This is a genomic window from Catellatospora sp. NPDC049133, assembly GCF_040648455.1.
GTDB lineage: Bacteria > Actinomycetota > Actinomycetes > Mycobacteriales > Micromonosporaceae > Catellatospora > Catellatospora aurea.
This window is the reverse complement of sequence record NZ_JBEZDT010000031.1, coordinates 72867-99033: the sequence shown is the minus strand read 5'-3', so window position 1 is coordinate 99033 and position 26167 is coordinate 72867. Positions and strand designations below refer to the sequence as shown.

25 protein-coding genes are annotated in these 26167 nt (G+C 72.7%); 16 read left to right on the top strand and 9 right to left on the bottom strand.

What is annotated here, in order from left to right; all coding sequences use genetic code 11:
• The first annotated feature begins 46 nt into the window (after positions 1-46).
• The 13 genes from AB0B35_RS30525 to AB0B35_RS30465 all read left to right on the top strand — a co-directional run bounded on the left by AB0B35_RS30525 (position 47) and on the right by AB0B35_RS30465 (position 13130).
• Complete coding sequence (locus AB0B35_RS30525; RefSeq protein ID WP_361051783.1) at positions 47-1459, top strand: fatty acid--CoA ligase family protein; 1413 nt, start codon at positions 47-49, stop codon at positions 1457-1459.
• A 75-nt stretch (positions 1460-1534) separates the two neighbouring features.
• Positions 1535-1792 carry an acyl carrier protein gene (locus AB0B35_RS30520; protein ID WP_120316423.1) on the top strand — a complete coding sequence of 86 codons (258 nt, stop codon included), beginning with the start codon at positions 1535-1537 and terminating at the stop codon, positions 1790-1792.
• 92 nt (positions 1793-1884) lie between these two features.
• On the top strand, positions 1885-2088 hold the full coding sequence (locus AB0B35_RS30515; protein WP_166386422.1) for a hypothetical protein: 204 nt from the start codon (positions 1885-1887) through the stop codon (positions 2086-2088).
• Entirely contained in the window at positions 2081-3235 is a 1155-nt protein-coding gene (locus AB0B35_RS30510; protein ID WP_361051780.1) for a beta-ketoacyl synthase N-terminal-like domain-containing protein, read from the top strand. Before AB0B35_RS30515 ends, AB0B35_RS30510 begins: the two co-directional genes overlap by 8 nt.
• On the top strand, positions 3232-3780 hold the full coding sequence (locus tag AB0B35_RS30505) for a beta-ketoacyl synthase chain length factor (protein ID WP_361051777.1): 549 nt from the start codon (positions 3232-3234) through the stop codon (positions 3778-3780). The genes AB0B35_RS30510 and AB0B35_RS30505 overlap by 4 nt, the downstream gene beginning before the upstream one ends.
• Before the next feature lie 5 nt (positions 3781-3785).
• Positions 3786-5402 carry a class I adenylate-forming enzyme family protein gene (locus tag AB0B35_RS30500; protein WP_361051774.1) on the top strand — a complete coding sequence of 539 codons (1617 nt, stop codon included), beginning with the start codon at positions 3786-3788 and terminating at the stop codon, positions 5400-5402.
• On the top strand, positions 5399-6667 hold the full coding sequence (locus AB0B35_RS30495) for a beta-ketoacyl-[acyl-carrier-protein] synthase family protein (protein WP_361051771.1): 1269 nt from the start codon (positions 5399-5401) through the stop codon (positions 6665-6667). The genes AB0B35_RS30500 and AB0B35_RS30495 overlap by 4 nt, the downstream gene beginning before the upstream one ends.
• Positions 6668-7001: 334 nt before the next feature.
• Positions 7002-8123: a 4-hydroxyphenylpyruvate dioxygenase gene (gene hppD, locus AB0B35_RS30490; RefSeq protein WP_360533288.1), complete on the top strand. Its 1122-nt coding sequence runs from the start codon at positions 7002-7004 to the stop codon at positions 8121-8123.
• Between the two features lie 58 nt (positions 8124-8181).
• Positions 8182-9093, top strand: coding sequence for a phytanoyl-CoA dioxygenase family protein (locus AB0B35_RS30485; RefSeq protein ID WP_361051768.1), 912 nt, complete (start codon positions 8182-8184; stop codon positions 9091-9093).
• Positions 9094-9122: 29 nt separating this feature from the next.
• Positions 9123-9911, top strand: a complete 789-nt coding sequence (locus AB0B35_RS30480; protein WP_361051765.1) for a DUF3050 domain-containing protein — start codon at positions 9123-9125, stop codon at positions 9909-9911.
• A 148-nt stretch (positions 9912-10059) separates the two neighbouring features.
• Positions 10060-11052, top strand: a complete 993-nt coding sequence (locus AB0B35_RS30475; RefSeq protein ID WP_361051762.1) for a methyltransferase — start codon at positions 10060-10062, stop codon at positions 11050-11052.
• 147 nt (positions 11053-11199) lie between these two features.
• Positions 11200-12156 (top strand): thiamine pyrophosphate-dependent dehydrogenase E1 component subunit alpha, encoded by a 957-nt coding sequence (locus AB0B35_RS30470; protein WP_361051848.1) that lies wholly within the window; start codon positions 11200-11202, stop codon positions 12154-12156.
• Positions 12156-13130, top strand: coding sequence for a transketolase C-terminal domain-containing protein (locus tag AB0B35_RS30465; protein WP_361051759.1), 975 nt, complete (start codon positions 12156-12158; stop codon positions 13128-13130). The genes AB0B35_RS30470 and AB0B35_RS30465 overlap by 1 nt, the downstream gene beginning before the upstream one ends.
• Positions 13131-13189: 59 nt before the next feature.
• Here AB0B35_RS30465 and AB0B35_RS30460 read toward each other — a convergent pair whose 3' ends face one another.
• A complete protein-coding gene (locus AB0B35_RS30460) occupies positions 13190-14245 on the bottom strand; it encodes a S1 family peptidase (protein WP_361051756.1) in 1056 nt (351 codons plus the stop codon).
• A gap of 227 nt (positions 14246-14472) precedes the next feature.
• Here AB0B35_RS30460 and AB0B35_RS30455 point away from each other — a divergent pair, with 227 nt between their 5' ends.
• Positions 14473-14961 carry an isochorismatase family protein gene (locus tag AB0B35_RS30455; RefSeq protein ID WP_361051753.1) on the top strand — a complete coding sequence of 163 codons (489 nt, stop codon included), beginning with the start codon at positions 14473-14475 and terminating at the stop codon, positions 14959-14961.
• A 123-nt stretch (positions 14962-15084) separates the two neighbouring features.
• Here the strand turns inward: AB0B35_RS30455 and AB0B35_RS30450 are convergent, their stop codons facing one another.
• Genes AB0B35_RS30450 through AB0B35_RS30440 form a run of 3 tightly spaced genes read right to left on the bottom strand, consistent with a single transcriptional unit; the run spans position 15085 to position 19422 of the window.
• A complete protein-coding gene (locus AB0B35_RS30450; protein WP_361051750.1) occupies positions 15085-15774 on the bottom strand; it encodes an SGNH/GDSL hydrolase family protein in 690 nt (229 codons plus the stop codon).
• Positions 15767-17848 (bottom strand): MFS transporter, encoded by a 2082-nt coding sequence (locus AB0B35_RS30445; RefSeq protein WP_361051747.1) that lies wholly within the window; start codon positions 17846-17848, stop codon positions 15767-15769. The genes AB0B35_RS30450 and AB0B35_RS30445 overlap by 8 nt, the downstream gene beginning before the upstream one ends.
• Positions 17848-19422: an AMP-binding protein gene (locus AB0B35_RS30440; protein WP_361051744.1), complete on the bottom strand. Its 1575-nt coding sequence runs from the start codon at positions 19420-19422 to the stop codon at positions 17848-17850. Before AB0B35_RS30440 ends, AB0B35_RS30445 begins: the two co-directional genes overlap by 1 nt.
• Positions 19423-19778: 356 nt before the next feature.
• Between AB0B35_RS30440 and AB0B35_RS30435 the strand changes: the two genes are divergently transcribed.
• Both AB0B35_RS30435 and AB0B35_RS30430 read left to right on the top strand, forming a co-directional pair.
• Positions 19779-21077: an SGNH/GDSL hydrolase family protein gene (locus tag AB0B35_RS30435; protein WP_361051741.1), complete on the top strand. Its 1299-nt coding sequence runs from the start codon at positions 19779-19781 to the stop codon at positions 21075-21077.
• Between the two features lies 1 nt (position 21078).
• Positions 21079-22305: a cytochrome P450 gene (locus AB0B35_RS30430; protein WP_361051738.1), complete on the top strand. Its 1227-nt coding sequence runs from the start codon at positions 21079-21081 to the stop codon at positions 22303-22305.
• Positions 22306-22318: 13 nt separating this feature from the next.
• Here the strand turns inward: AB0B35_RS30430 and AB0B35_RS30425 are convergent, their stop codons facing one another.
• From AB0B35_RS30425 to AB0B35_RS30405, 5 genes are all read right to left on the bottom strand, one after another.
• Positions 22319-22720 (bottom strand): hypothetical protein, encoded by a 402-nt coding sequence (locus tag AB0B35_RS30425; protein ID WP_361051735.1) that lies wholly within the window; start codon positions 22718-22720, stop codon positions 22319-22321.
• Positions 22721-22733: 13 nt separating this feature from the next.
• On the bottom strand, positions 22734-22856 hold the full coding sequence (locus AB0B35_RS30420; RefSeq protein ID WP_360533327.1) for a hypothetical protein: 123 nt from the start codon (positions 22854-22856) through the stop codon (positions 22734-22736).
• Positions 22857-22919: 63 nt separating this feature from the next.
• A complete protein-coding gene (ppgK, locus tag AB0B35_RS30415) occupies positions 22920-23672 on the bottom strand; it encodes a polyphosphate--glucose phosphotransferase (RefSeq protein WP_361051732.1) in 753 nt (250 codons plus the stop codon).
• 64 nt (positions 23673-23736) lie between these two features.
• Positions 23737-24759: a phosphotransferase gene (locus tag AB0B35_RS30410; RefSeq protein WP_361051729.1), complete on the bottom strand. Its 1023-nt coding sequence runs from the start codon at positions 24757-24759 to the stop codon at positions 23737-23739.
• Positions 24756-26135 carry an aminotransferase class V-fold PLP-dependent enzyme gene (locus AB0B35_RS30405; protein WP_361051726.1) on the bottom strand — a complete coding sequence of 460 codons (1380 nt, stop codon included), beginning with the start codon at positions 26133-26135 and terminating at the stop codon, positions 24756-24758. The genes AB0B35_RS30410 and AB0B35_RS30405 overlap by 4 nt, the downstream gene beginning before the upstream one ends.
• Between the last annotated feature and the right edge of the window lie 32 nt (positions 26136-26167).

Sequence of the window (26167 nt, the reverse complement as noted above, 5' to 3'; positions counted from 1 at the left end):
CACGGCCCAGGTTCCAGCACACTTGCGACACCTGGCGGAGCAAATCATGAGCAATACGGGATGGGCGACCGGCGCGCCCTTGGCGGCGACCCCCGACTGGGTGGACGAGCTCCTGCTCGCCGGAGACGACCGCGACGTCTGCCTCCACTTCGGCTCCCCCGTGGACCGCGCGGCGCTGCGCCACGCCGTCGCCGACGGCGCCGACACGCTGCGCCGGCTCGGCCTGACCCGGGGCGGCTCGATCGCCCTGCGGCTGCCGCCGTCCCTGGCGTACGTGGCGAACCTGCTGGCCGCGTGGCGGATCGGGGCGCAGGTCGCGCTCCTGGACCACCGGCTGACCGCGTACGAGACCGATCGCGCCCTGGAGCGGCTGCAGCCGCAGGTCGTGGTGAGCTTCAGCGGCGCCCTGCCGGGCGGGCTGCGCGCCTTCTACGAGGTCACCGACGTCGCCGAGGCCCGCGACGGCAGGCCCGCCGGGACCGGGCACGCCGTGGTGCAGCTCAGCTCCGGCTCCACCGGCCCGTCGAAGGTCATCGCCCGCACCGCGGAGCAGCTGGTCGCCGAGGTCGACCGGTACACCCGGATCGACGGGGTGCCGCTGCCCGGCGAGCGGGTGGTCCTGCTGGCCTCCGTGGTGCACGTGCTTGGCCTGGTCGGCGGCCTGCTCTACTGCCTGCACGCGGGCGTCGAGCTGGTGCTGCCGGAGCGGCTGACCGTGGACGCCATCCTGCGCGCCGTCGAGGCCGGGGACGCGCCGACCACACTGCTGGGCGTGCCGTTCCACACCGAGCTGCTGGCCTCCAACCCGAACCCGCCGAAGCTGCCGCAGCTCAAGCGCATGACCACCGGCGGCGAGCTGGTGCGCGCCGAGGTCGCCCAGCGCTTCACCGAGCGCTACGGCATCGTGCTGGGCAACATGTACGGCATGACCGAGGTCGGGGTCATCGCCACCGACCTGTTCGGCGAGCACCGCCCCTCGCTCATGCCCGCGCCCGGCATCACCGTCCGGGAGTCCGACGGCGAGCTGCTGATCGCGACGCCGGAGAGCCCGTACGTCGGGCTGTCCGACCCGACCCGCTGGGTCGACGGCTGGCTGCACACCAAGGACGCGGGCCGGGTCGACCCGGCGACCGGCCTGATGACGGTGCTGGGCCGGCTCGACTCGCAGGTCTCGGTCGGCGGCCTCAAGGTGGACCTGACCGAGGTCGAGCACACGCTGGCGGCCCTGCCCGGCGTGGAGAGCGCGGTGGTCGTCTACGACGGCGGCATCGAAGCCTTCGCCGTGGTGCCCGACCCGGACGCGGCCGCGGCCCTGGAGGGCGAGCTGGCGATCCGGCTGGCGCCCTACAAGCGGCCGCGGGTGCTGCACATCGTCGAGCAGCTGCCCCGCACCGCGACGGGCAAGCTCGTCCGCGACCGAGCGGTGCTGCGTACGGCGGACCCGACCGCGGCTCCCTAGCCGACGCGCCGCCCCTCCCCCGACTGCCATCCCGATCCGGGCCCGTTGGGCCGTCCACCATGGAAGGAAGTCAACATGAGCACCGACGTACGCCAGTTCATCATCGACGCGATCGCGGACATGAACTACCCGATCGACGACGTCGACGCCGACACTCCGCTGGGCTCGGCGGGCGTGGACCTGGAGTCGCTGGCCGTCGCCGAGCTCGCGGTGCGGGTGGAGGACACCTACGGCGTGAAGTTCAGCGACGAGGAGGCCGAGCAGATGGCGGCCATGACCGTCGGCGAGTTCGCCGAGGCGATCCGCGAGCGCGGCAACCTGGCGAGCGCGTGATGGACGCCCGTCCCGCGGCCGCCGGGTCCCTCGGCGTGCCGCGCCGGCGCGACGGCGAACCGGAGTCCCCGAACCGGGACGAGGTCGTCGCGATGCTGGCCAGCTACGGCGAGCGCAGCCCGGAGCAGGTGCGCGAGCGCATCGACTCGCTGGAGCTGGCCTGGCTGGTGCACCAGGTCGAGCAGCGCCACGGACGGATGCTCGACCTCGACGACGACGTGCTCGTCCGGATGACCACGGTGACCGGCGCGGTCGAGGTGCTGGCCGAGGTGCTGGCGGAGCCTGCCGGTGACTGAACCGCGCCCCGCCCCGGCCCCGCGGCCCGACCGCGTGCCGGTCGTGGTCACCGGGTTGTCGGCGGTCAGCGCGTACGGCCGGGGCGCCGCGGCGCTGTCGGTCGGCCTGCGTTCGGGACGGCCGGCGTTCGCGCCGGTCACCCGTTTCGACGTGAGCACCCGGCGGGTGGGCGTCGGCGCGCTGCTGCCCGGCGCGCCGGTGCTGCTCGACGAACTGCTCACCGTGGTGGACGAGGCGGCCGCGTCGGCCGGATTGTCCGCGGCGCACCGGGCCGCGACCGCCCTGCTGCTGGCCGTGCACGGCGAGCCCGACGGGTCCCGCGGCCTGCCGGACCGGCCCGGCCGCACCGGCGCGTTCAGCCGCACCGTCGCCGAGAAGGCGGGGCTGTCCGGCAGCGTGCGCACGTACACCAGTGCCTGTGTCGCGGCAAGCACCGCCGTCGCCGACGCCGCCGCGGCGGTGGCCGCCGGTGACGCCGAGCGCCTGGTGGTGGCCGCCGGTTACCTGGTCGAGCCGGACCAGTTCGCGCTGTTCGACGCGGGCCGGGCGCTGGCCGCCGACGGTGCGGTGCGCCCGTTCAGCGCGGACCGCAAGGGGTTGCTGCTCGGCGACGGCGTGGCCGCGGTCGTGATGGAGTCGGCCCGCGCCGCCCAGGCCCGGGGCGCGACACCGCTGGCCCGGTTGCACGGCTGGGGCCGGGCCGGCGACGGCTACCACGTGGTGCAGCCGCGGCCCGACGGCGCGGGCCTGGCCAGGGCGATCGAAGCCGCACTCGGCCGGGCGGGGCTGGCCCCCGAGCAGATCGGCTACGTCAACGCGCACGGCTCGGGCTCCGCGCAGAGCGACGCCGCCGAGTCCGCCGCCCTGCTGCGGGCCCTGGGCGGACACGCTTCCACGGTCCCGATCAGCTCGACCAAGTCCCTGCACGGCCAGGCCCTCGAAGCCTCGCCGCTGCTGGAGCTGGCCGCGACAGTCCTGTCCCTGCGCGAGGGCTTCCTACCGGTGAACGCGGGCTACCTCGGCCCCGACCCCGACTGCCCGCTGCACGTGCTCACCGAAACAGCGGCAGCCCGCCCGCAGTACGCCCTCAGCCTCAACGCCGCCTTCGGCGGCGCCAACACCGCCCTCCTGATCGGCCTCCCATGAGTGCGCTGGTGGAGGTGGCGCGCGGGGCGTGGCCGGAGTCCGGTGGGGATGTCGAGCCGCCCGTGCTGGCGGGGTTCGTGATGTCGTCGTTCAGTCCGCTGGTGGCGGAGGCGGCGCGGCGGTGCCTGAGCCGGGCGTACGGGCAGCCTCCGGTCGCCGCTGAGCGCGGGCGGCGTACCGCGGTGATCATCTCTTCGGCGACCGGGGACGCCGCGACGGCGGCCGAGGTGGCGCGGGCCGTGGACGGCGGGCGGCGACTGGGGCCGCTGCTGTTCTTCCAGGCCGTGCCCAACGCGGTGGCCGGGTACGTGGCGGCGCGGTGGGAGCTGGGCGGGCCCGTGGTCTCGCTGAGCCCCGGCGGCGGCGCCGATCCCGTCGCGGAGTCCCTGGCCGAGGGCCTGGCCATGGCGTCGCTGCTGATCCGCGACGGCGACGCCGACGAGGCCCTGATCGTGGTGGCCGAGCAGGCCCTGACCGACGGCGAGCGCGACCGCGCGCTGGCCGTGCTCGTGCGTGACAGCGCAATGAACCGAACGAAGGAGTAGCAGCGATGGGAACCAATCTGCGGGCGATCCTCGCCGCCGACGCCGACCTCGGCGCGGGCAACGTCATCACCAGGCTGCTGGCGCACGGGGCCGACCCCGCCGGGCCGGGGCTGACCTTCGACGTCGACGTCGACGGCCACCCCGCGTGGGAGCCGCTCACCCTGGGACAGCTCGACGAGCGGGTCGCGGCCCGCGCCGCCTGGCTGCACCAGCGCGGCATCGGCTGGCGCGACCCGGTCGCGGTGTACGCCAGCACGTCCGCCGACGTCATCCTGTCGTTCCTCGCGCTCAACCGGATCGGGGCGATCCCGGCGCTGCTCAACGGCAACCTCAGCGGCGAGATCGCGGCCGAGTACATCCGGCGGCTGCGCGCCGAGGCAGTGCTGACCGACGCGAAGCACGCCGCGCTGCTGGAGGGCCGCGACTTCGGCTCGCGCCTGCTCGGCGACATCACCGAGATGGGCTCGGCGGACCCGGCCGCCGCTCCCCCGCCGTACCGGCACCACCCGGACGACCCGATCTCGATCACGCACTCCTCGGGCACGACCGGCCTGCCGAAGGCGATCGTGCACTCGCACACCACGCTGTTCGCGGCGACCCGCAAGATCCGGCTGTCCGGCCCGCGGGCGCAGGGCACCGAGCGGGTCGTCTGCGCGCTGCCGTCGGCGCACACCGCGGGCATCCTGTCCATCAACCAGGCCCTGTGCAACCGCGCCGAGCTGGTGTTCCTGTCCTCGCAGCGAGGCGACTACGTGCTCGACGCGATCGAGCGGTTCCGGCCGACGGGCGTCTTCGGCTTCGCGGTGACCTGGGCCGACATGGCCCGCCACGACCTGAGCAAGCGCGCCGTGGACTCGGTGGCGATCTGGTTCAACACCGGCGACTGCGCGCACGAGGCGCACATCCGCCCGCTGGTCGCGGTGGGCAGTCACAACACGGTCACCAGGGAGGGCGTGACCCGGGTGAAGGGCTCGATGTTCATCGACGGCATCGGCTCCACCGAGATGGGCCACTCCGCGTTCCACATCACCCACCGGGTCGACACCGAGCGCTACGACCGCTGCATCGGCCGCCCGCACGTGTTCGCCGACGTGGCGGTGCTCGACGACGCCGGCGAGCCGGTGGCGGCGGGCGTGGTCGGGCACCTGGGCCTCAAGTCGCCGACGGTGAAGCTGATGTACTGGAACGACTCGGTCACCGAGTACCGCACCCGGCAGTCGGGGTACTACCTGACCGGCGACCTCGTCTACTACGACGAGGACGGCTACTACTACCACGTGGACCGGGCGGTGGACTCGGTCGTGCTGGACGGCGGCCAGTGGCTGCACACCTCGCTGACCGAGGAGAAGATCCTGGCGAGCTGCCCCGACGTGCTCGACTGCACCGTGGTCGCGGTGCGCGAGGACGGCAAGGTGGTCACCGACGTGCTGCTGGTGCTCAAGGCCGGGGCCGACGCCGGGGCGGACCGCCGCGACGCGGTGCTCGCGGCGCTCGGCGAGCATGCCGCGCCGACGCTGCGCGACATCAACGCGGTGCACGACGAGGACATCCCCACCGGCGCCACCGGCAAGGTGCGCAAACTGGTGCTGCGCGAGCGCGCGCTGGCAGGTGCGTCGCGATGAGCCGCAACCGTCCTGACATCGTCGTCACGGGCATCGGGCTGGTCACCCCCGTCGGCCAGGACCTCGACGGGATCTTCGACGCGCTGTGCACCGGCCGGTCCGGCATCGTGGTCACCCCCGAGGGGCATCCCGGGCAGGGGTCGCTGGAGGTGATGGGCAAGGGCCCGGACATCGAGGCGGCCAGCGTGCTGCCCGGCCCGGAGGCCCGCACGCTGGACCGGTACATCGTGCACGCGCTGGTCGCCGCCGCCCAGGCGGTGGCCGACGCCGACCTGGTGGTGGGCCGCGACGTGGACCCGTACCGGGCCGCGACCGTGGTGTCCGGCACCGGCGGGCTGGCCACGCTGGAGGCCCAGGTCATCACGCGCACCCAGAAGGGCCGGCTCGGGGTGAGCCCGTACCTGCTGCCGGGGATGCTGCCGAACATGGCCACCGCGCGGATCGCCATCAAGTACGGCCTGCGCGGCTACAGCTCCTCCATCGGCACGGCCTGCGCGGCCGGGGCGCAGTCGATCGCCGAGGGCATGCGCATCCTGCGTAACGACGAGGCGGACGTGGTGCTCGTCGGCTGCGGCGAGGCTCCGCTGTTCCCCACCCTGGCCGACACCTTCGGCAACACCCGGGCGCTGGCCAAGGGCTGGGCCGAGGACCCGACGGCGGCCAGCCGCCCGTTCGACACCCGGCGCAACGGGCTGGTGCTGGCCGAGGGGGCGGGCGTGTTCGTGCTGGAACGGGCCGCGGACGCGGACGCGCGGGGCCGCCCGGCGTACGCGACGCTGCACGGCTGGGGCGCGACCACCGACGCCCACCATCCGACCACCCCCCGGCCCGACGGCGACGGGCAGGCCGAGTGCATGCGCCGGGCGCTGGCCGACGCGGGGCTGTCGCCTGCCGACATCGGCTACCTCAACGCGCACGCCACCAGCACCAAGCTGGGCGACGTGGCCGAGTCGCTGGCGGTCAACACGGTGTTCGCCGACGCCATGCCGCCGGTCAGCTCGAACAAGGGCGTCACCGGGCACATGCTCGGCGCGTCCGGGGTGATCGAGGCCGCGGCGACGGTGATGGCGCTCGGGCACGGGCTGCTGCCGCCGACGGTGAACCTCGAGGATCCCGATCCCGCGTGCGATCTCGACCATATTCGCGGCAAGGCCCGGCAAAGTCCCATCGGTTTTGCACTGTCCAATTCATTCGGATTCGGCGGACATAATGTGAGCCTTGTCCTGGGTCGACCCACCACGAGACTCAGCCGTTTTGCTGAGTGAGGTGTCACCGAATCGTTTGCCCCACGCAACATACTGTCGCAATTAAATATTTGCGTAGTTAGGTATTGAGGGACATCAGCACAACCGGCTAGCGTGACAGACAGACGGCCCTCGCCGGAGCGCTCAGCTCCGGCGGATGGGTCGCGAACAACGGACGTCACAGGGGCACGACGGCCAATCGGAGCGTGGTGGGTTCATTCGGCGTGCGCCGCGACAGCGGCGGTGCCGGGCGAGCCACGATCCGTGACCCGTTCCACGCCCATCCACCTGGCGCGGAGCGAGTCCTAGCAGTCAGTGCAAAACAGGACATCGTACGCCAAGGGGTAGGTAGCAAATGAACATTCTCGGCATCGACCACCTGGAGTTCTACGTCGGTGACGCCCGGCAGACGGCCTACTATCTGTGCACGGCATTCGGGTTCCGGATCTGCGGGCAGGGCGGGCCGCAGACGGGCCTGGCCGGGCAGCGCTCGCTGCTGCTGCAGCACGGCGACATCCGCATCGTGCTGACCTCGGGTCTGGTCGCCGACCACCCGGCCACGCTGTACGTCGGCCGCCACGGCGACGGCGTCGCCGTCATCGCCTTCGAGACCGACGACGCCGCGGGCGTGTACGACACCGTGGTCGGCCGGGGCGCGACCGCCCTGGAGACGCCCACCGTGCACGAGAACGCGGCCGGGCGCGTCGTGACCGCGAGCGTCTCCGGCTTCGGCGACGTCACCCACCGGCTGGTCGAGCGGCACGGCTCCCGCTGGGAGTTCCTGCCCGCCACCATCGAGATGACCGCCGACGAGCAGTCGTTCGCCGACGACCTGCTCCAGGTCATCGACCACCTCGCCATCTGCGTGCCGGCCGGGGAGATCGCCGCCACCTCGCGCTACTACCAGGACGTCTTCGGCTTCGCCGAGATCTTCGAGGAGTACATCGAGGTCGGCGGCCAGGGCATGGACTCCAAGGTGGTGCAGAGCCCGTCCCGCCAGGTCACCTTCACGCTGATCGAGCCGGATCTGTCGCGCCGCCCGGGGCAGATCGACGACTTCCTGTCCTGGCACGCCGGGGCGGGGGTGCAGCACGTGGCGTTCCGCACCAACGACATCGTCACCGCGGTGCGCACGTTCGCCGAGCGCGGGGTGGGCTTCCTCAGCACGCCGCAGACCTACTTCGACGCGCTGGAGCAGCGCCTGGGCAGCGTCGACCTGCCCATCGCGGAGCTGCGCCAGCTCGGAGTGCTGGTCGACACCGACCACTACGGCGAGCTGTACCAGATCTTCACGCAGTCGATGCACGTGCGCCGGACGCTGTTCCTGGAGCTGATCGAGCGGCACGGCGCGCTGACCTTCGGCAGCAGCAACATCAAGGCGCTGTACGAGGCCAAGGAGCGCGAGCTGGCGGGCCCCGCCGAGGCGGCACAGGCGGCAGCGCCGGACGCCCGCCCCGCCGGCCTGGCCGCCGCCTGAGACCGGGACACCCCCGTGCACCACACCACCCACCACATCCAGGCGAGGAGCTACCCCCATGGCTGAGCAGTTCAATCTGACCGACGAGGAGCTGGAGCTGCTCCCGTCCGACGAGGACGTCGCGTTCTACGCCGCGCACGGCTGGTACCTGACGAAGAAGCTGTTCACCGACGCGGAGGTCGACGAGCTGGTCGAGGCCAGCGAGCGCTTCTACGCCGGGGAGCGCAGCCGCTCCCTGCCGCTGCGCCCGCGCCGCCTGGCGTACTGGGAGCCGCAGCACGGCGACGTGCAGCGGCACAACGACTACGTGCACTACGAGCACGACGGCCTGGCCAAGCTGCTGCGCAAGCCGCTGATCGGCGCGGTCGCGGCCCGGCTGGCCCAGGCCGACGAGATCCGCATCTTCCAGTCGACGCTGATCTTCAAGCCGCCGCGCCCGGAGGAGCCGACCAATGTCGTGCCGTGGCACTTCGACCGGCACTACTGGGCGTCGTCGACCTCGGAGCGCATGCTCACCGCGTTCATCCCCTTCCACGACTGCGGCGAGGAGATGGGCACCATCACGATGGTCGACGGCAGCCACCTCTGGCAGGAGACCGGCAACGACGACTCCACCGCCAAGCACTTCGCCGAGCGCGACAAGGAGGACCTGGAGGTCCTGCTGGCCCGCAACGCGGAGTTCAACGGCACCACCGTCACCAAGGTGCCGATGATCATCCCCAAGGGCCACATGAGCTTCCACCACTGCCGCACGTACCACGGCAGTGCGGGCAACCGCAGCGACCGTCCCCGCCGCGCGGTCTCCCTCCACCTGCAGGACGGCGAGAACCAGTACCGCCCGTACGCCCTCAGCGACGGCACCGTCGTCGGCTACAACCACGACGAGCTGGTCCGCCGCACCCCTGACGGCCGCCCCGACTACGCCGACCCCGACTACTGCCCGGTGCTCTGGACCTCGGCTCAGCACTGACCGACCACCCGATCGACAAGGAGAGAGCAATGTCGCGTTACGACTGGGGCCAGACGCATCCGGGCATCACCCGGCTCGAGGAGGCGGTGAGCGAGGCCCGCAACGCCGTCGTCACCCACCCGCTGTACGCCGCGCTGGACAACCACCAGGCCATCGTCACGTTCATGGAGCACCACGTCTTCGCGGTGTGGGACTTCATGTCGCTGCTGAAGTCGCTGCAACGTCACCTGACCAGCGTCACCGTGCCGTGGATCCCGAGCGGCCCGACCGGCAGCCGGCGGCTGATCAACGACATCGTGCTGGTCGAGGAGAGCGACGAGCTGCAGGGCGGCTTCATCAGCCACTTCGAGCTGTACGTCGGCGGCATGGACCAGGCCGGTGCGGACACCACCGCGATCAACCACCTGATCAAGATGCTGGGTGAGGGCAGCACGGTGGAGCAGGCGCTGACCGGGGCGAACGTCAACCCGGTCTCGGCGGACTTCGTGCGCACCACCTTCCGCTTCATCGACACGCTGCCGATCCACTGCCAGGCCGCGGCGTTCGCGTTCGGCCGCGAGGACCTGATCCCGGACATGTTCCAGCAGGTCATCAAGGTCAACCAGGAGGGCGGCAAGCTCGACACGTTCGTCGACTACCTGGCCCGCCACATCGAGGTCGACGGCGAGTTCCACACCCCGATGGCCATGCAGATGGTCACCGACCTGTGCGGCGACGACGACGAGAAGTGGGCGCAGGCGGCGCAGACGGTCAACGCGGCGCTGGCCGCCCGCCAGAAGCTGTGGACCGGCATCCACTCCGCCATCCAGGCGAGCTGAGCACCCTCTCTTTTTTCGACCGTGGCTCACAACCGGCCAAGCCGGATTGTGAGCCACGGTCTCGGCATCTGCAGCCTGGCTCACAACCTGTCGCGCACGCCTGTGAGCCGAGGCTCCGGAACACCCTCACCACAGCTCGGAGAGCACCATGAACGAAGCACTGGCCCGACGAAAACTCCTCGGCATCCTGTCCGGAAGCTGGGTCGCGCAGGGGGTGTACGCGCTGGTCCGGCTCGGCGTGCCGGACCTGATGGCGGACGGTCCGGTGCACGTCGGCGACCTGGCCCACCGGTGCGGCGCGGACCCCCGCGCGCTCGGCCGCCTGCTGCGGGCACTGGCGCTGATGGGCCTGTTCACCCGGCCCGCTCCCGACACCTACGGGCTCACCCCCACCACCGAGCTGCTGCGCGCCGACGTGCCCGGCTCGGTGCGACTGAACGCGCTGATGCAGGGCGACGAGGTGTTCCGCTCGTTCGCCGAGATCATGCACACGCTGCGCACCGGCCGCCCGGCCTTCGAGGCGGTGTACGGCCGCCCGTTCTACGACTACCTCGGCGACAACCCCGAGGCCGCGGCGGTGTTCAACGAGTCCATGGGCGACCAGCGCCCGCCGGAGGCGCTGGCCACCTGCGACCTGAGCGGCGCGCGCATCGTCGTCGACGTCGGCGGCGGCAACGGCAGCCTGCTCGTCGAGCTGCTGGAACAGCATCCGGACCTGCGGGGCGTGCTGCTGGAGCTGCCCGACGCGGCCGCCGCCGCCCGCGCCAAGCTGGCCGAGGCCGGACTCGCGGGGCGCTCGGCGTGCGTGGAGGGCAGCTTCTTCGACGGGGTGCCCGACGGCGGCGACGTCTACACGCTGGCCCGGGTGCTGCACAACTGGAACGACGACAACGCGATCGCGATCCTGCGCCGGGTGCACGCGGCGCTGCCGCCGCACGGCCGCGTGATCGTGCTGGAGGAGTTCCTGCCCGAGGAGGCCGACCCGGCGGGCCGCTCGGCGGCCGGGCTCGTCGACCTGCTCATGCTGGTCACCCTGGAGGGCCACGACCGCACCGAGAACGAGTACCGGGAACTGCTGGGCAAAGCGGGCTTCGAGGTAGTCGCGGCCCGCACGGGAGTACTGGAGGCGCGGGTCGCATGAGCGGGGCAGTTCAAGATCGCCGGACTTGCCCGGCACCTGTGCGTATCTTGCGAGCTCTTTCGCCCACCTGCCTGGCAAGTCGAGCGATCTTGAGGGGGAGAGGGCGTGCGTGAGTTGAGGGACACCGACTCTGCGCTTTACCGGGCCATGCGGCTGATCCGCAGGTTCGAGGAGCGGGCGATCGAACTGGTCCACGCCGGGGAGATCGTCGGCGGGATCCATCCGTACATCGGGCAGGAGGCCATCGCCGCGGGCGTGTGCGCGGCGCTGCGCGACGACGACGTCATCACCAGCACCCACCGCGGGCACGGGCATGTGCTGGCCAAGGGCGCGGACCCGGTGCGCATGCTCGCCGAGCTGACCGGCCGGGCGACCGGCCTCAACCGGGGCCGGGGCGGCTCGATGCACGCCGCGGACTTCGGCAAGGGCATCTACGGCGCGAACGGCATCGTCGGCGCGGGCGGAGCCATCGCCACCGGCGCGGCCTGGGCCGCGGTCAAGGAGGGCAGCGACCGGGTCGCGGTCAGCTTCTTCGGCGACGGCGCGGTCAGCCAGGGCGTGCTGCTGGAGACGTTCAACCTGGCCGCGCTGTGGCGGCTGCCGGTGCTGTTCGTCTGCGAGAACAACGGGTACGCCACCACCCTCACCGTGGAGAACTCGGTCGCCGGGTCGATCACCGGCCGGGCCGAGGCGTTCGGCATCCCCGCGGTCGGCGTGGACGGGGCCGACGCGGCGGCGGTGCTCGACGCCGCCCGCGACGCCGTGGCCCGCGGCCGCGCCGGAGGCGGCCCGAGCTTCATCGAGGCCACCGCGTACCGCTTCGACGCCCACCACACCTGGGAGCACAAGGCCCGGGTGCGCTACCGCAGCGACGAGGAGGTGGCGGCCGGCCGGTCCCGCGACCCCCTGGACGTGCACGGCTCCCGCCTGGACGAGCAGACCCGGGCCGGGATCGACGCCGAGGTCGAGGCGCTGATGGCCGAGGCGGTCGCGTTCGCGCTGGACAGCCCGCGGCCCGACCCGGCGGGCGCGCTCGACCACCTCTACGCCACCGGCATGCGGGGGCGCAACGGCATCGGACTACTCGACACGGCGGTGCGGTGATGGCGAGACTCTCCTACCTCAAGGCCCTGCAGCGGGCGCTGGCCGACGAGATGGCCCGCGACTCCAGCGTGTGCGTGCTCGGCGAGGACATCGGCGTGGCCGTCAACAACGTCACCACCGGCCTGCTGGCCAAGCACGGCCCGGCCCGCGTCGTCGACACCCCGCTGTCCGAGCAGGCGTTCACCAGCTTCGCGACCGGCGCGGCGCTGGCGGGGTTACGCCCGGTCATCGAGTTCCAGATCCCGTCGCTGCTGTTCCTGGTCTTCGAGCAGATCGCCAACCAGGCGCACAAGTTCTCGCTGATGACCGGCGGGCAGGCGAAGGTCCCGGTGACCTACTTCGTGCCCGGTTCGGGCTCGCGCAGCGGCTGGGCCGGCCAGCACTCCGACCACCCGTACGGGCTGTTCGCGCATGTGGGCGTGAAGACGGTGGTGCCGGCGACCCCGGAGGACGCGTACGGGCTGTTCCTGACGGCGATCCGCGACGACGACCCGGTGGTGCTGTTCGCGCCCGCGGGCTCGCTCGGGGTGCGCGGCGACGTGGACATGGACGCGCTCGGGCCGGTGCCGCTGGGCGTCGGCCGGGTGCACCGCGAGGGCACGGACGTGACCGTCGTCGCGGTCGGGCACCTGGTGCAGGCCGCGCTGGGCGTCGCCGAGCAGCTCGCCGACCAGATCTCGGTGGAGGTGTTCGACCCGCGCTCGCTGTTCCCGTTCGACTGGGCGGGGCTGGCGGCGTCGGTGAACAAGACCGGGCGGCTGGTCGTCATCGACGACTCGAACCGGATGTGCGGCATCGCCGGGGAGATCCTGGCCACCGCCGCCGAGGAGATGCGGCTGACGGCGCCGCCCAAGCGGGTCACCCGGCCCGACGGCGCGGTGCTGCCGTTCGCGAGCGAACTCGACCTGGCCGTCCAACCCCAGCAGGACCAGCTGCTCACCGCCGTGCAGGAGGTCTTCAAGTCCAGCCGCTGAACGGCGGCAGCCGCCGGGTGGGGGGAACCCCGGCGGCTGCCTCACCTGAGGAGGAGTGCTCAGTAGACGCTCACGCCGTAGACGCTGAGCGGCTCGGTGACCGGCTGGAAGTACGTCGTGCCACCGGTGCTGCAGTTACCGCTGCCGCCCGAGGTCAGGCCGAGCGCGACGGTGCCGGCGAACAGCGAGCCGCCGCTGTCGCCGCCTTCGGCGCACACGTTCGTGCGGATCAGGCCGGTGACGGTGCCCTGCGGGTAGTTGACGGTCGCACCGGTGCCGAGCACGCGGCCGCTGCGCAGGCCGGTGGTGCTGCCGCTGCGGTACACGGTCTGGTTGACCACGGCGTTGCCGGCGCTGGTGATGTCCTGGTAGCTGCCGTTGTACAGGTAGACGTCGCCCGGGTGGGAGATCGTGCTGTCGTAGCGCACGATGCCGTAGTCGTTGCCGGGGAAGCTGCTGCCCACGCGGGTGCCGATCAGCTGGGTGCGAGCCGAGTTGGCGTACCAGCTCGCGGCCAGGTTGGTGCAGTGGCCGGCGGTGAGGAAGTAGTACGCGCCGCTGGCGCTGCGCACGTTGAAGCCGAGCGAGCAGCGCGAGCCGCCGCCGTAGATGGCGTTGCCGCCGGAGATGGTCGGGCTGAGCGTGCCCGCCACGGTCTCCACCCGGACGGTGTCACCCAGGCGGTCGGTGACGGCCTTCAGCTTGGCCAGCTTCGATCCGGTGACGGTGCTGTCGGCGGTGACCACGACCTGGTTGCTGATCGGGTCGGTGTACCAGGAGGTGCCGGAGATGCGGGCGAGCCGGTCGAGTTCGGCGGTCGCGCCGCTGAGCTGCGCGGCGCTGCGGGTGACGAGGCGGGCGACACCGCCCGCGGCGCGGACCCGTGCGGCGGCGGCCTCGTCGGTGACCGTAACGACGATCTTGCCGGCGTTGTCCTGGTAGACCCCGGCCGAGTCGATCTGCGCCGCGAGTGCCGTTGCCGCGTCGGCGGTCAGTACGGGCTCGGTGGCCGGGGCGGCCTGGGCCGTCGCCGGGACCAGCAGACCGGCGGCGAGCAGGGCGGCGGCGGCCGCGCGTACGGCTGTGCGCCGGGTCGTGGAGCTCGTGTGGAGCATGGGTTCCTCCTCGGGGTTGTGGCATGTGGTGACATGCCGGAGGTGACCGAGTTGCCCGGATGAGGCGCTCAGTCGTGGAACACGATGCCAAACCTTGCAAGAATCTTCAATATTTAGCTTGCTAAATATATGTGCCAACAACGCTCAGCGTGCAACCTCGACGGCACCGGGAACGTCCGACCGCGGCGGATGATCGAGGCATGGCTCGACGAAGTAAGATCGAATTCATGGCCACGGCTCTCGTACTGATCGACCTGATGCCCCGCATCGTGGCGCTGCCCGTGGAGCCGCACTCCGGCGACGACGTGCTGCGGCGGTGCACCCAGCTGGCGACCGCGTTCCGGGCGACGGACCGCCCGGTCGTGCTGGTGCGCGTCGAACGACCGAACGTGCCCACCCAGCCGCCCGGCAGCGACCTGGTCGAAGGCCTGGCGCAGCCCGGTGACGTGCTCGTGGTCAAGCGCACCATCGGCGCGTTCCACGGCACCGACCTGCACGAGCAGTTGCGGCAGCGCGGCGTGACCACACTGGTGCTCGCGGGCCTGGTCACCACCATGGGCATCGAGTCCACCGCGCGCGCCGCGAGCGACCTCGGCTACGACCTCGAATTCGTCGAGGACGCCATGTCCGGCCTGGCCACCGACGAACACGAGATGGCCGTACGCCGCACCTTCCCCCGCTTCGGCCGCGTCCGCACCACCGCCGACTACCTCTGACCCCCGGGCGCGACCCGCCCTTGATCACTCGACTTGCCTGGCACCTGTGCGTATCTTGAGCGCCTTTTCGCCCAGGTGCCAGGCAAATTTGATGATCATGGCGGGCGGCGGTGGGCGGACGTGTCAGGGGCGGCCCAGGTGGAGGCCTAGGCGGCGGACGGTCAGGGCGGCGCAGATGCTGTGGCTGCGCAGGTTGCCGTGCACGCCGTCGGCGCTGTAGCTGGCCGGGTCGCGCTCGGCGGGGTGGCCGGTGCAGTTGACGTGGATCGCGCCGAGCCGGGCCGCGAGCGCCGCGGTGCGCGCCGACAGCATCCGCATCCGCTCCCCCACCTGCTGCTTCACCGGCTCGGGAAACGACGGGGCGAAGGAGACGTCGAACATGCCGACGGTGATGACGTCCGCGCCCGCCGCGCGCAGCGCGGTGATCATCGCGGCCAGCTCCGCGTCCACCGCGTCCGGCCGGTACGACCGCCGCATCGCGTCGTTGCCGCCCGCCGAGATCAGCGCCAGGTCCGGCGCGAACTCCAGCGCCCGGTCCAGCTGCCGCTCACGGATCTCCGCCGCGCGCAGCTCGCGTACGCCGAGGTTGCGGTAGCTCAGGTCGGGCTGCTGCTCGGCCAGCTCGCTGCGGATGCGGTCGCACCAGGCCTGCTCCACGTATCCGGGCACCGGGTCGCCCACCCCCGAGGCGACGCTGTCGCCCAGCACCACGAAGCGCTTCCACGGGTGCCCGGCCAGCAGCGCGGCCGCCTCGCCGGGGCGCAGGCAGTACGGGTCGGCCGCCTCCGGCATGGCGGCGTACCCGTCAGCCATGGCTGGCCGCCTTGTTGTTCGGCGTCTGCTGCACCGGCAGCCGGACCTCGCTCAGCTCGGCCATCTCCGACAGCCCTGCCAGCTTCGCCTCCAGTTCGGCCAGCTCGCTGCGCATGCGCTCGGCCTGCCGGGTGGCCTCGGTCTGGTCGGCGGTGAGCGCCTCCTCGACACTGCGGCGTACGCCCGGGACGTCCAGCAGGGCCAGCATGTTCAGCGCCTCGGCGCTCTTCACCAGGTGCCGCGAGCCCAGCAGCGCGCGGCCCTTGCGCACCTCCACCAGCCACTGGCCGTTGGCGTAGGCCAGCGTCACGGACAGGCGGGCGGGCAGCCGGGCCGCGCCGGTCAGCACGGCCGGCGCACCGGCGCTCAGCTGCCGCCAGGTGCGGTATGCGAACACCGGCGCGAGCAGCGCCACCAGGTAGGCCCCGGCCGCGGCGGCCAGCGCCCAGCGCAGCTCCAGCCGGGGCAGCGCCCAGGCCGCGGCGGCCGTGCCGAGCGGCACGCCCAGGTAGGCCATCCCGGCGGCGAACGCGCCGACCCGGCTGCGCACGGGCACCGGCACCCGCTGCGACAGCAGCGTGCCCAGCGGCGGCGTCACCGACGACATGGTCGCCCCGCACACGGCGGCCACCACCGCCACGATCAGTTGCACCGGCGGCAGCCCGCCGACGACCGCGGCCGCCCCTCCCCCGGCGAGGAAGGCCAGCGCGAGCAGCAGGTGCCGGGACGGCGCCCGGGTCAGCCCGGTCAGCACGACCGACCCGGCGACCGCGCCGAGCGCGAACGCCCCGCCGACCAGGCCGAGCAGCTCCGGTTCGCCCAGCACGTGCTCGACCCAGGCCGCCACCAGCAGCACGGCACCGGCCTGCACCAGCAGGTTCGTCACGAACAGCACGGCCGCCAGCCGGCGCACCAGCCCATCGGCCCGCAGCTCGGCCATGGCACTACGCCGCAGGTCACGCGCCTGGGTACGGGCAATCGGCAGCGCCTGCCGACCGTCGCCGCCCGGACCCGGCTCCGCCGCGGCATGCCGCCCACGCGGGACGTGACCGTCCCCGGCCCGCTCGGCGGCCACCGGGTGATCGTCGGCCCGGTCGTCGGCCGCCGCTGGAGCATCGTGGGCGCGGTCGGCGGTGCCTGCCGAAGCGTCGTCGCGGGGCGGGGCAGCGACCCGTCCGTTGAGCGGCGGGTCGCTCACGACCTGGGCCGCAGCGGACACCCGGCCCTGGGCCGCCGTTTCCGCCACGGCTGCGGCGTCGCGGTCGGCTGCCCGCCGTTCGTCGGCGCCGTCGGTGTCGCGGTCGGTCGCCCGGCGTTCGTCGTCCGACCGCGGCGCGGCGGAGCCCTTCGAGCCGCTCGCCGCCGTGACCGAACCCGGCTCGGCGGGCAGCACCTCGCCGCTGAGCACCTCGGACGGCGGCACGGCGGCGGCGGGACGCGGCCGCACGGTGACCGCCTGCACCAGCATCGCCGCACCGAGCAGGCACAGCACCGCATCCAGCCACAGCACCCCGGCGGGGCCGAGGCGCACCGCGAGCACTCCGGCCGCCGCTCCCCCGGCCAGCACCACGAGCACTTGCAGTGCGCGGACCAGGCCGGATCGGGGCGGCCGCGCGCCGTCGTCAGCGGCGTCGCGGCGTACCGCGTCCCTGGCCCGATCGCCGATCGACCGCGACGCGCCGGCCAGGGCCGCCAGCACGCCCAGCCCGACCGCACCGAGCAGGTCCGACTTCGCCGCCAATGCCGAGTCGGTCAGCGCGAAATACGCGATCCCTGCCAACGCGGGGGCGCTGAGCAGGTCGGCCGTCACCGCCAGGCGCACCGGGCGCAGCCGGTCGGCCAGCGCCACCCCCAGCGGCCCGGCCAGCAGGTAGGCCAGCACCTGGGCCGCCGAGACCAGCCCGACCGCCTGCCAGCCGGCCTCCCCGGTCAGCAGCAGCCACGGCACCACCAGCAGCGACACCCGGGTGGCCAGTGTCGACACCGCCGCGGCGGCCAGCACGGGCAGCGCCGCGGCCTGCTCGGCCTGCTCCGGTGCCGGGTCACCGACCGCGGGTGCGGCGTGGATCGTCATCACTGTCCTCCAGAACCGGTGCGGGCGGCGTACCGCTCCCGCAGCGCTTTCTTGTCGACCTTGCCGAACTCGGTCAGCGGGAACGCCTCGATGAACTCGACCTGCTGCGGGGCCCACATCGCGTTGAGTTCGGCGGTGGCGAGCCGGATCAGCTCCGCCCCGGTGACGGTGCCGTCGGGCGTGCGCACGACGTACGCGTGCACCGCCTCGCCCTCCAGCTCGTGCGGGACGCCGATGACCGCCGCGGCCTGCACCTCGGGGTGGGCGGCCAGCGCGTCCTCGACCGGGCGGCAGAAGACGTTGGTGCTGCTCAGCCCGGTCACGATCATGTCCTTGACGCGGTCCAGCAGGTACAGGTAGCCGTCGTCGTCCAGCCGGCCCACGTCGCCGGTGCGCAGCCACCCGTCCACCAGCGTCTGCGCGGTCAGCTCCGGCATGCCCCAGTAGCCGCGCATCAGCAGCGAACCGGTGATCCACACTTCGCCGACGGCGCCGGGCGGCAGCACCTGGCCGTCCTCGTCACGGATCTGCACGCGCACGTCGCCGTACGGGATGCCGCACGAGGACAGCCGTTCGGGGTGCGCCGGGTCGTGGTCGAGTCCGGGCAGCGCCGAGATGAACGGGGACTCGCTCATGCCGTACACGATGCGCAGCACCGGGCCGAAGCGCTCGATCGCCTGGGTGAGCCGGGTCGGCGAGGCCGCCGCGCCGGACACGGTCAGCGTGTGCAGGCTGCTGAAGTCGACCCCGGCCGACTTCGGGTCGTCGAGCAGCACGTAGAGCAGCGGCGGGGCGAGCAGCGTGCTGTTGATGCGCTCGCGCTCGACGGTGTCGTAGAACAGCGGGTAGTCGAGGCCGTCGTGCAGGAACGCGGTGCCGCCGGTGAACAGCGTCATGAACACGGCGGTCTGCGCGCTGACGTGCCAGGTGCCGGCGATCAGCAGGTGCCGCAGCGTGGGCTGGCCGCTGTGCAGGTAGTACTCCGACAGGGCGTGCAGCGCGGCGAAGAAGCCGTGGCCGTGGTGCACCAGCTTCGGCGAGCCGGTGGTGCCGCCGGTCTGGAACAGCGACGACGGCTCCTGGGTGACGCCGGCCGGGTCGAACGGCAGCGTGATCGCGGGTGTCCCGGCGGTGAGGTCGGGCCCCTTGCCGCCGGACCCGAAGCAGAACACCGGCCGCGGCGCGGCGAGGGCGGCCAGCTCCGCGCCCATCTCGGGCAGCTTGCCGGCGTCGTAGACGAACGCGTCGACCTCGGCGAGGTCGAGGAAGCCGCGCCGGAAACGCGGCGGGGCGTTGTTGGCGATCCAGGCGGTGCGGCAGCCCATCAGCCCGGCCGCGAGCTGCAGGAAGATCGACTCGGCGGGGTTGCGGGCGAGCACGCCCAGCGCCTGTCCGGGGCGGACGCCGTGCGCCCACAGCGCCCCGGCCATCGCGATCACCTCGGCGCGCACCTCGGCGTATGAGTAGCGCCGTCCGTCGACCGCGACGAGCGCTTCGGCGTCACCGAATCCGGCGAAGAGTGTCAATGCCTTGGCGGCGTAGTTGTCTGCCGGATCGTACGTTCGATCGCCCACGGTCGAGTCACCCCAGTTTGGTCAGAAGGCAGCGGATTCGCTGGTGGCAGGCCGATTCCGGGTGTGTGGCAGCGGCCTACGCGCAGGAGGTTACCGCCGTGGGGGTGAATCATCCACCACCTAGGGTCGTCGATTCGTACACTCATCATTTTCCAATCGGGACATTTGCGTATGCAGACGTCTTGAGCGGACTGCCCATCGATTCCGATGGTGCCAAGCGCGCTCCGATCGGCTTAGACTGCCGACCTGACACCACGGAGCCCGGCACCGCCGCGCACGCGGCGCGCTGGGCGACGCCCGGGTTCCGGTGACCGATGGTCGACAACACCCCTCCGCGACCGAGGAGCCCCACCCCGATGAACAGCCCCCGGCAACGGCAATTCCTGATGGCCCTGGTCACCCTGGTGACCGTGGGCTCGACCCTGCTGGTCGCCACCGCGAACAGCCAGGCCGTCGCCCCTGAGCCGGAGGCCTGGGTCGGCTCCTGGTCCGCGGCGCTGACCCCGGCCGGGGCGGGCAAGTCCAAGGACGGCTTCTCCGACCAGACCATCCGGATGTTCGTGCACACCTCGGTCGGCGGCACGCAGGCCCGCATCCGGCTGTCCAACCGGTACGGCACCGCGCCGCTGACCATCGGCCGCGCCACGCTCGCCCTGCCGTGGCCCGAGGCCGGCCCCGGCGATCTGAGGCCCGGCTCGGTCGTCGACGCCACGTTCAACGGGCAGAAGCAGGTCACCATCCCGTCCGGCGGCAGCGCGGTGAGCGACCCGGTGCCGATGGAGATCCCCGCGTCGCAGGACGTCGCGGTGAGCCTCTACGTGCCGGCGCAGCCCAAGCCGAACCCGGCCACCTGGCACCTGTACGCCCGGGAGACCGCCTACATCGGCACCGGCGACCACGCGAGCGAGGCCAGCGGCGCGAAGCTCGCCGAGACCCGCAACAACTGGTACTACCTGGCCGGGCTCGACGTGCTCAACCGCAGCGGGCAGGGCTCGATCGTGGTGCTCGGCGACTCGATCACCGACGGGCTGAAGACGACCGTCAACGCCGACCGCCGGTGGACCGACTACCTGGCCGCGCGGCTGGTCAAGGAGGCCCCCGAGGGCCGGGCCCCGGGCATCCTCAACGCGGGCCTGTCCGGCAACCGGCTCACCCTCAACGGCGCCGACCTCGGCGTCAACGAGCTGGGCATGAACGGCGCGTCCCGGTTCCACTTCGACGTGCTCGGGCAGACCGGGGTGCGCACGGTCATCCTGGCGCTGGGCATCAACGACGTCTGGCTGAGCCAGGACACCGCCGACAACATCATCGCGCGCATCCAGCAGATGGCCTCGGTGGCCAGGCAGTCCGGTTTGAAGATCATCGTTTGTACGCTGAGCCCCTGGAACGCCTTCGAGTCCGCCCCGGGCGTGGTGGCGTACACCCCGATCCTGGACTCGGTGCGGCTGCAGGTGAACTCGTACATCCGCACCAGCACCGACTTCGACGGGGTCATCGACTTCGACGCCGCCCTGCGCGACCCGGCCAACCCGACCAAGCTGCGGCCGGAGTGGGACAGCGGCGACCACATCCACCCCAACGACGCGGGCAACGAGGCGATGGCCAAGGCGATCCCGCTCGACCTGCTCCTCGCCGACGACTCCGACGAGGACTGACGTGGTCGCCGAGGTCTCGCTGGCGTCGCTGCACACCGACGAGGTGCGCCGCGATCCGTACCCGTTCTACGCGCGGCTGCACGCCCTCGGCCCGGTCTGCAAGGTCGCGCCCGGCGACCGGTACAGCTACGTGGTGCACGGGTACGAGGCCTCGGCGCAGGTGCTGCGCGACTCGGCGACCTTCAAGGTGATGGACGAGACCCTGCTCGGCGCGAAGCCCAGCTGGGAGGGCAACCGGGCGCACGCCGTGTTCATGAACTCGGTCTTCTTCACCAACGCGCCCCGGCACACCCGTATGCGCAAGATGTTCAGCCAGGCGTTCACCCCGCGCCGGGTCAACGCGCTCGACCCCGCGATCGAGCGGCTCACCGCGGACCTGCTCGACCGCCTCGGCGAGCAGGCGGCCGGCGGTGCGAAGGTCGACTTCATGAGCGAGTTCGCCTTCCCGCTGCCCGCCAACGTGCTCGGCGAGCTGCTCGGCGTGCCCGAAGCCGACCGGGCCTGGTACCGCCCCCGCGCCCTGGCCCTCGGCGCGATCCTGGAACTGGGCGGCGCGACACCCGACAACGTCGCCGCCGCGAACACCGCCGCCGAGGAGATCACGCCGTACTTCGCCGAGCTGGCGGCACGGCGGCGCGTGGACCCGCGCGACGACATGGTCACGGCGCTGGTGCAGGCGCTGGAGTCCGACGGCGGGCAGCTGTCCGAGGAGGAGCTGGTCGCGAACCTGATCGTGGTGTTCAACGCCGGTTTCGTCACCACCACCCACCTGCTCGGCAACGGGCTGACCCTGCTGCTGGAGCGGCCCGACCAACTGGCCCGGCTGCGCGCCGACCGGTCGCTGACCCCGCGTTTCGTCGAGGAGATCCTGCGCCACGAGGTGCCCACGCACTTCTCGGTGCGCTTCGTGGCGGAGGACACCGAGGTCGCCGGGGTGCCGATCCCGGCCGGCTGCTGGGTGCTGGTGCTGCTGGCGGCCGCCAACCGCGACCCGGACCGGTTCGCCCACCCGGACGTGTTCGACCCCGACCGGACCGAGACGTCCACGCTGAGCTTCGGCGCGGGGGCACACTACTGCCTGGGTGCCGCGCTGGCCCGGCTGGAGGGGCAGCGCGGGCTGGCCATGCTGCTGGAGCGGTTCGCCGACATCCGGCTCGCCGAACCGCCCGGCACCCCGCGCCAGCTCATGCTGCGCGGCCACGAGCAGCTCTGGCTGACCCTGGGCTGAGCCGTGCCCCGGGTCAGGCCGGTGGCAGCGGCTCGCCGCCGGTGAGCTGGGTGCGCGGCGGGAGTTCGTCCTGGATACGCCGCCAGTGGTAGATGTAGACCGGCACCGCGATGGCCAGCGTGGTGGCCGATCCCACGATGCTCAGCACCGCCTGGCGTCGCTGCGAGTCCCGGGTCAGCTTCTCGATGCGCTTCTGCTCCACGGCGAACGCCGCCTCCTCGGCGGGCGTGCAGACCTGGCCGGGCTTGCTCTCGGCGCAGCGCGGCACGTACCCGTAGTAGCCCGGGTCGGGATAGAGCAGCTCGACCGTGCTGCGGACCAGGTTCACCGCGGCGAAGATCGAGATCACCAGGGTGATCAGGCAGACCAGGTACAGGTACATGTTGCGCAGGGTCATGCGATCGGAAAACGCCATCGCGACTCCTCGGTCACCGGGCGATCAGGTTGAGCCCGATCGTGCAGAAGAGCGAGAGCAGGATCGATACGGCGATCATGGCCAGGCAGCCCCACGCCCCGCCCAGCGGCCTGATCTCGGTGTTGCCGATCCGCATCCGCAACCGCCCCCTCCCGGGCCATCATCCCCCGCCGGCGCCCGCCGCGGCGGGCATTCGCGGTCAGGCCTCGCCGGCGGGCTCCGCTCCCGTGGCGGCGAGCGCGGCGCCGACGATGCCGGCCTCGTTGAGCAGGACCGCGGGGACCGCGGGCGTGCGGATGTCGATCAGCGGGAGGAACTTCTCGGACTTCTTGCTGATGCCTCCGCCGATGATGAACAGGTCGGGATTGAACAGGTTCTCCATCTCGCGCAGGTACTCCTCGACGTGCTTGGCCCACTTGGCCCAGCCGAGCTTGTCCACCTCGCGCGCGTGCGCCGACGCCCGCTCCTCGGCGTCCTCACCCTTGATCTTCAGGTGCCCGAACTCGGTGTTGGGCACGAGCCGGTCGTCGATGAAGACCGCGCTGCCGATGCCGGTGCCCAGCGTGAGCATGATGGTGACGCCCTTGCGGCCGCGGCCCGCGCCGAAGGTCATCTCGGCCACGCCGGCCGCGTCGGCGTCGTTGAGCACGGTCACCGGCACGCCGACGGCCTGGCTGAACAGGTCACGGGCGGGCGCGCCGAGCCAGGACTTGTCGACGTTCGCGGCCGTACGGGTCACCCCGTGCAGGACGACGCCGGGGAAGGTGACCCCGATCCGCTCCGTCGCGTCGAAGTGGGCCGCCACCTGGGCGACCGCGGCCACGACGCTGGTCACGTCGGACGGTTGCGGCGTCTCCACCCGGAACCGCTCCTCGACCAGGGTGCCGTTGGTGACGTCCACCGGGGCGCCCTTGATGCCGGAGCCGCCGATGTCGATGCCCAGAATCGCCATTTCCTCAGTCTAGGCCGCGCACGGGCCCGGCCACGCCCCACAAGCGACCACACGTCGTGCCCGGTCAGCGGACCGCGCGGGCGATGCCCGCCAGCGCCTCGCGCAGCAGCGCGGTCCGGCCCTCGGCGCGGGCGTACTCGGCCAGCACCGCGCTGAGGTTCACGGCCAGCACCCGGGCCCGCGCCGCCCGTTCGGCCGGCACGGGGCCGTAGGCGTCCAGCAGGGCGTCCCGAGCGGGCCCGATGAAGCCGCTGTACGCCAGGGACAGGTCCACGGCCGGGTCCGCCAGGCACACGTCACCCCAGTCGATGACGCCCGTGGCCCGCCCGTCGCCGCCGAGCAGCAGATGCCGCTGGTGCAGGTCGCCGTGGACCAGGACCGGGTCGCCGGCGCCAGGACCGAGCGGCTCCGCCTCGTCCAGGAGACCGAACACGGCCGGATCGGGCTGCCACAGTCCCGCCGCGACCAGCCGGGCCAGCCACTCCCGTGCCTGCGGCCCGCGCACGCCCGGGTCCCCGCGCCGCATCGGATCGTGCGGCAACACCACCGGAACTCCCTCCGGCCCGGACGCGGCGCACGACGCATCCGTGGCGGCAGTCCCGCCCGGCGATCCGGCTTCGTCCGGCGGCCCGCTTTCGTCCGGCATTCTGACGCGGACGTGGGCGGCCAGGGCCGGATCATGCAGAGCGCGGAGGAATACACCGAGGTCGGTGGCAGCGCGGGTGCGGCGCTCGTCGGGGAGGCCGGAGTCGGCCAGCTCGATGCCGGGCACCAGGCGGGCACCCCAGAACGGCCAGGGAAAGCCGTCCGACGGCACGCCGATCAGCTCGGGGTCCGGGACCTGCAGAGGCAGCCCGCCCGCGAGCAGCGGCAGCACCGCCGTCTCGTGGGCCAGCAGTCGCAGGGCGACGGCCCGGCGTGGAAAGCGGAACACCCACTCGCCGCCGACCAGGTGGACGGTGTTGTCCCAGCCGGTGGCGAGCGGAGTTACGGGCGCGCCGCGCAGCGCCGGGAACTGCTCGGCGATCAGCGTCGCGGCCTCGGCCGCGTCGACCTCGTGTTCGGGCGTCCAGGCCGGCGCGGTCATCGGGCGGCGGCCCGGCGCACCGCGGCGACGGAGGCCGCCACGTCGGCGTCGTCGGTGGACCAGTTGCTGACCGACACCCGCAGCACGTCGCGGTTCTGCCAGCGGGAGCCGGACATCCAGGCGGTGCCGTCGGCGAGCAGCCGGGCGGTGACCTCGCGGGTCCGGGCGTCGTCGCCGAACGTGGCGCAGACCTGCGTGAACACGACGTCGTTGAGGATCGTCGCGCCCTCGATCGCGCCGATGCCGTCGGCGAGCGCGCGGGCGTGCCGGGTGAGCCGTTCCACCAGGTCGGCGACGCCGGAGCGGCCGAGCGAGCGCAGCGCCGCCCACACCGGCACGCTGCGGGCGCGGCGGGACAGCTCGGGGACCTTGTCCTGCGGGTCGGCGGGGCCGGCTTCGGCGCGTACCAGATAGCTGGCCTGGGTGCCCATCGCGGCCCGCAGCGCGGCGGGAAACGCGACCACGACGATGCCGCAGTCGTAGGGCACGTTGAGGGTCTTGTGCGCGTCGGTGGCCCAGGAGTCGGCGAGTTCGTGCCCGGTGAGCAGATGCCGGGTGGCCGGGGCGGCGGCGGCCCAGAGGCCGAACGCGCCGTCCACGTGCACCCACGCGCCGTGCTGCCGGGCGAGCGCGCACGCCGCGCCGATGTCGTCGTACGCCCCGGAGTGGATGTTGCCCGCCTGCAGGCACAGGATCGTCGGCCCGGTGCCGCGGGCCAGTTCCTCGGCGAGCGCGTCGAGGCGGATGCGGCCCTGGTCGTCGGCGGGGACCGGGATCGGCGCGCCGAGGCCGAGGTAGCGCAGCGCCTGGTCGAGGGTGGCGTGGCGCTCCGCCCCGGCGAGCACGCGCACCCGGGGCGCGCCGGTCAGGCCGAGCGTGTCGAGATCCCATCCGGCCTGGGCCAGCACGTGCTGGCGGCCGGCGGCCAGACCCGTGAAGTTGGCCATCGTCGCGCCGGTGACGAACCCGACGTCGGCGTGGCCGGGCAGGCCCAGCAGGTCGAGCACCCAGGCCGCGGCGGCCTCCTCGATCGCGGCGACGGCCGGGGTGGCGTAGCGCAGGGTCGCGTTCTGGTCCCAGGCGCTGACCAGCCAGTCCGCGGCGAGGGCGGCGGGCAGCGTGCCGCCGATGACCCAGCCGAAGAACCGGCCTGACGGCATCGCCATCAGGCCGGGCTCGGCCTGGCGCGCGAGCTGGTCGACGACCTCGGCGGCGTCGGTGGGACCGTCCGGCAGCGGGCCGCCGAACACGGCCGCCAGCTCGTCGGCGTCGGCGCGGGGCCGCACCGGGCGGTCGGGCAGCGAGGCCAGCCAGGCGAGGGTATGGGCGACGGCGTGATCCAGCGCGGGCGCGTATTCCTCGGGGCGTGCGGTCATATCTGCACTCTGCTACATCGGACCCCGGGCAC

Coding starts and splice junctions, on each gene's coding strand:
- AB0B35_RS30525 (WP_361051783.1), top strand. CDS start 47: ATGAGCAATACGGGATGGGCGACCGGCGCGCCCTTGGCGGCGACCCCC.
- AB0B35_RS30520 (WP_120316423.1), top strand. CDS start 1,535: ATGAGCACCGACGTACGCCAGTTCATCATCGACGCGATCGCGGACATG.
- AB0B35_RS30515 (WP_166386422.1), top strand. CDS start 1,885: ATGCTGGCCAGCTACGGCGAGCGCAGCCCGGAGCAGGTGCGCGAGCGC.
- AB0B35_RS30505 (WP_361051777.1), top strand. CDS start 3,232: ATGAGTGCGCTGGTGGAGGTGGCGCGCGGGGCGTGGCCGGAGTCCGGT.
- AB0B35_RS30500 (WP_361051774.1), top strand. CDS start 3,786: ATGGGAACCAATCTGCGGGCGATCCTCGCCGCCGACGCCGACCTCGGC.
- AB0B35_RS30495 (WP_361051771.1), top strand. CDS start 5,399: ATGAGCCGCAACCGTCCTGACATCGTCGTCACGGGCATCGGGCTGGTC.
- hppD (WP_360533288.1), top strand. CDS start 7,002: ATGAACATTCTCGGCATCGACCACCTGGAGTTCTACGTCGGTGACGCC.
- AB0B35_RS30485 (WP_361051768.1), top strand. CDS start 8,182: ATGGCTGAGCAGTTCAATCTGACCGACGAGGAGCTGGAGCTGCTCCCG.
- AB0B35_RS30480 (WP_361051765.1), top strand. CDS start 9,123: ATGTCGCGTTACGACTGGGGCCAGACGCATCCGGGCATCACCCGGCTC.
- AB0B35_RS30475 (WP_361051762.1), top strand. CDS start 10,060: ATGAACGAAGCACTGGCCCGACGAAAACTCCTCGGCATCCTGTCCGGA.
- AB0B35_RS30470 (WP_361051848.1), top strand. CDS start 11,200: ATGCGGCTGATCCGCAGGTTCGAGGAGCGGGCGATCGAACTGGTCCAC.
- AB0B35_RS30465 (WP_361051759.1), top strand. CDS start 12,156: ATGGCGAGACTCTCCTACCTCAAGGCCCTGCAGCGGGCGCTGGCCGAC.
- AB0B35_RS30460 (WP_361051756.1), bottom strand. CDS start 14,245: ATGCTCCACACGAGCTCCACGACCCGGCGCACAGCCGTACGCGCGGCC.
- AB0B35_RS30455 (WP_361051753.1), top strand. CDS start 14,473: ATGGCCACGGCTCTCGTACTGATCGACCTGATGCCCCGCATCGTGGCG.
- AB0B35_RS30450 (WP_361051750.1), bottom strand. CDS start 15,774: ATGGCTGACGGGTACGCCGCCATGCCGGAGGCGGCCGACCCGTACTGC.
- AB0B35_RS30445 (WP_361051747.1), bottom strand. CDS start 17,848: ATGACGATCCACGCCGCACCCGCGGTCGGTGACCCGGCACCGGAGCAG.
- AB0B35_RS30435 (WP_361051741.1), top strand. CDS start 19,779: ATGAACAGCCCCCGGCAACGGCAATTCCTGATGGCCCTGGTCACCCTG.
- AB0B35_RS30425 (WP_361051735.1), bottom strand. CDS start 22,720: ATGGCGTTTTCCGATCGCATGACCCTGCGCAACATGTACCTGTACCTG.
- AB0B35_RS30420 (WP_360533327.1), bottom strand. CDS start 22,856: ATGCGGATCGGCAACACCGAGATCAGGCCGCTGGGCGGGGCGTGGGGC.
- ppgK (WP_361051732.1), bottom strand. CDS start 23,672: ATGGCGATTCTGGGCATCGACATCGGCGGCTCCGGCATCAAGGGCGCC.
- AB0B35_RS30410 (WP_361051729.1), bottom strand. CDS start 24,759: ATGACCGCGCCGGCCTGGACGCCCGAACACGAGGTCGACGCGGCCGAG.
- AB0B35_RS30405 (WP_361051726.1), bottom strand. CDS start 26,135: ATGACCGCACGCCCCGAGGAATACGCGCCCGCGCTGGATCACGCCGTC.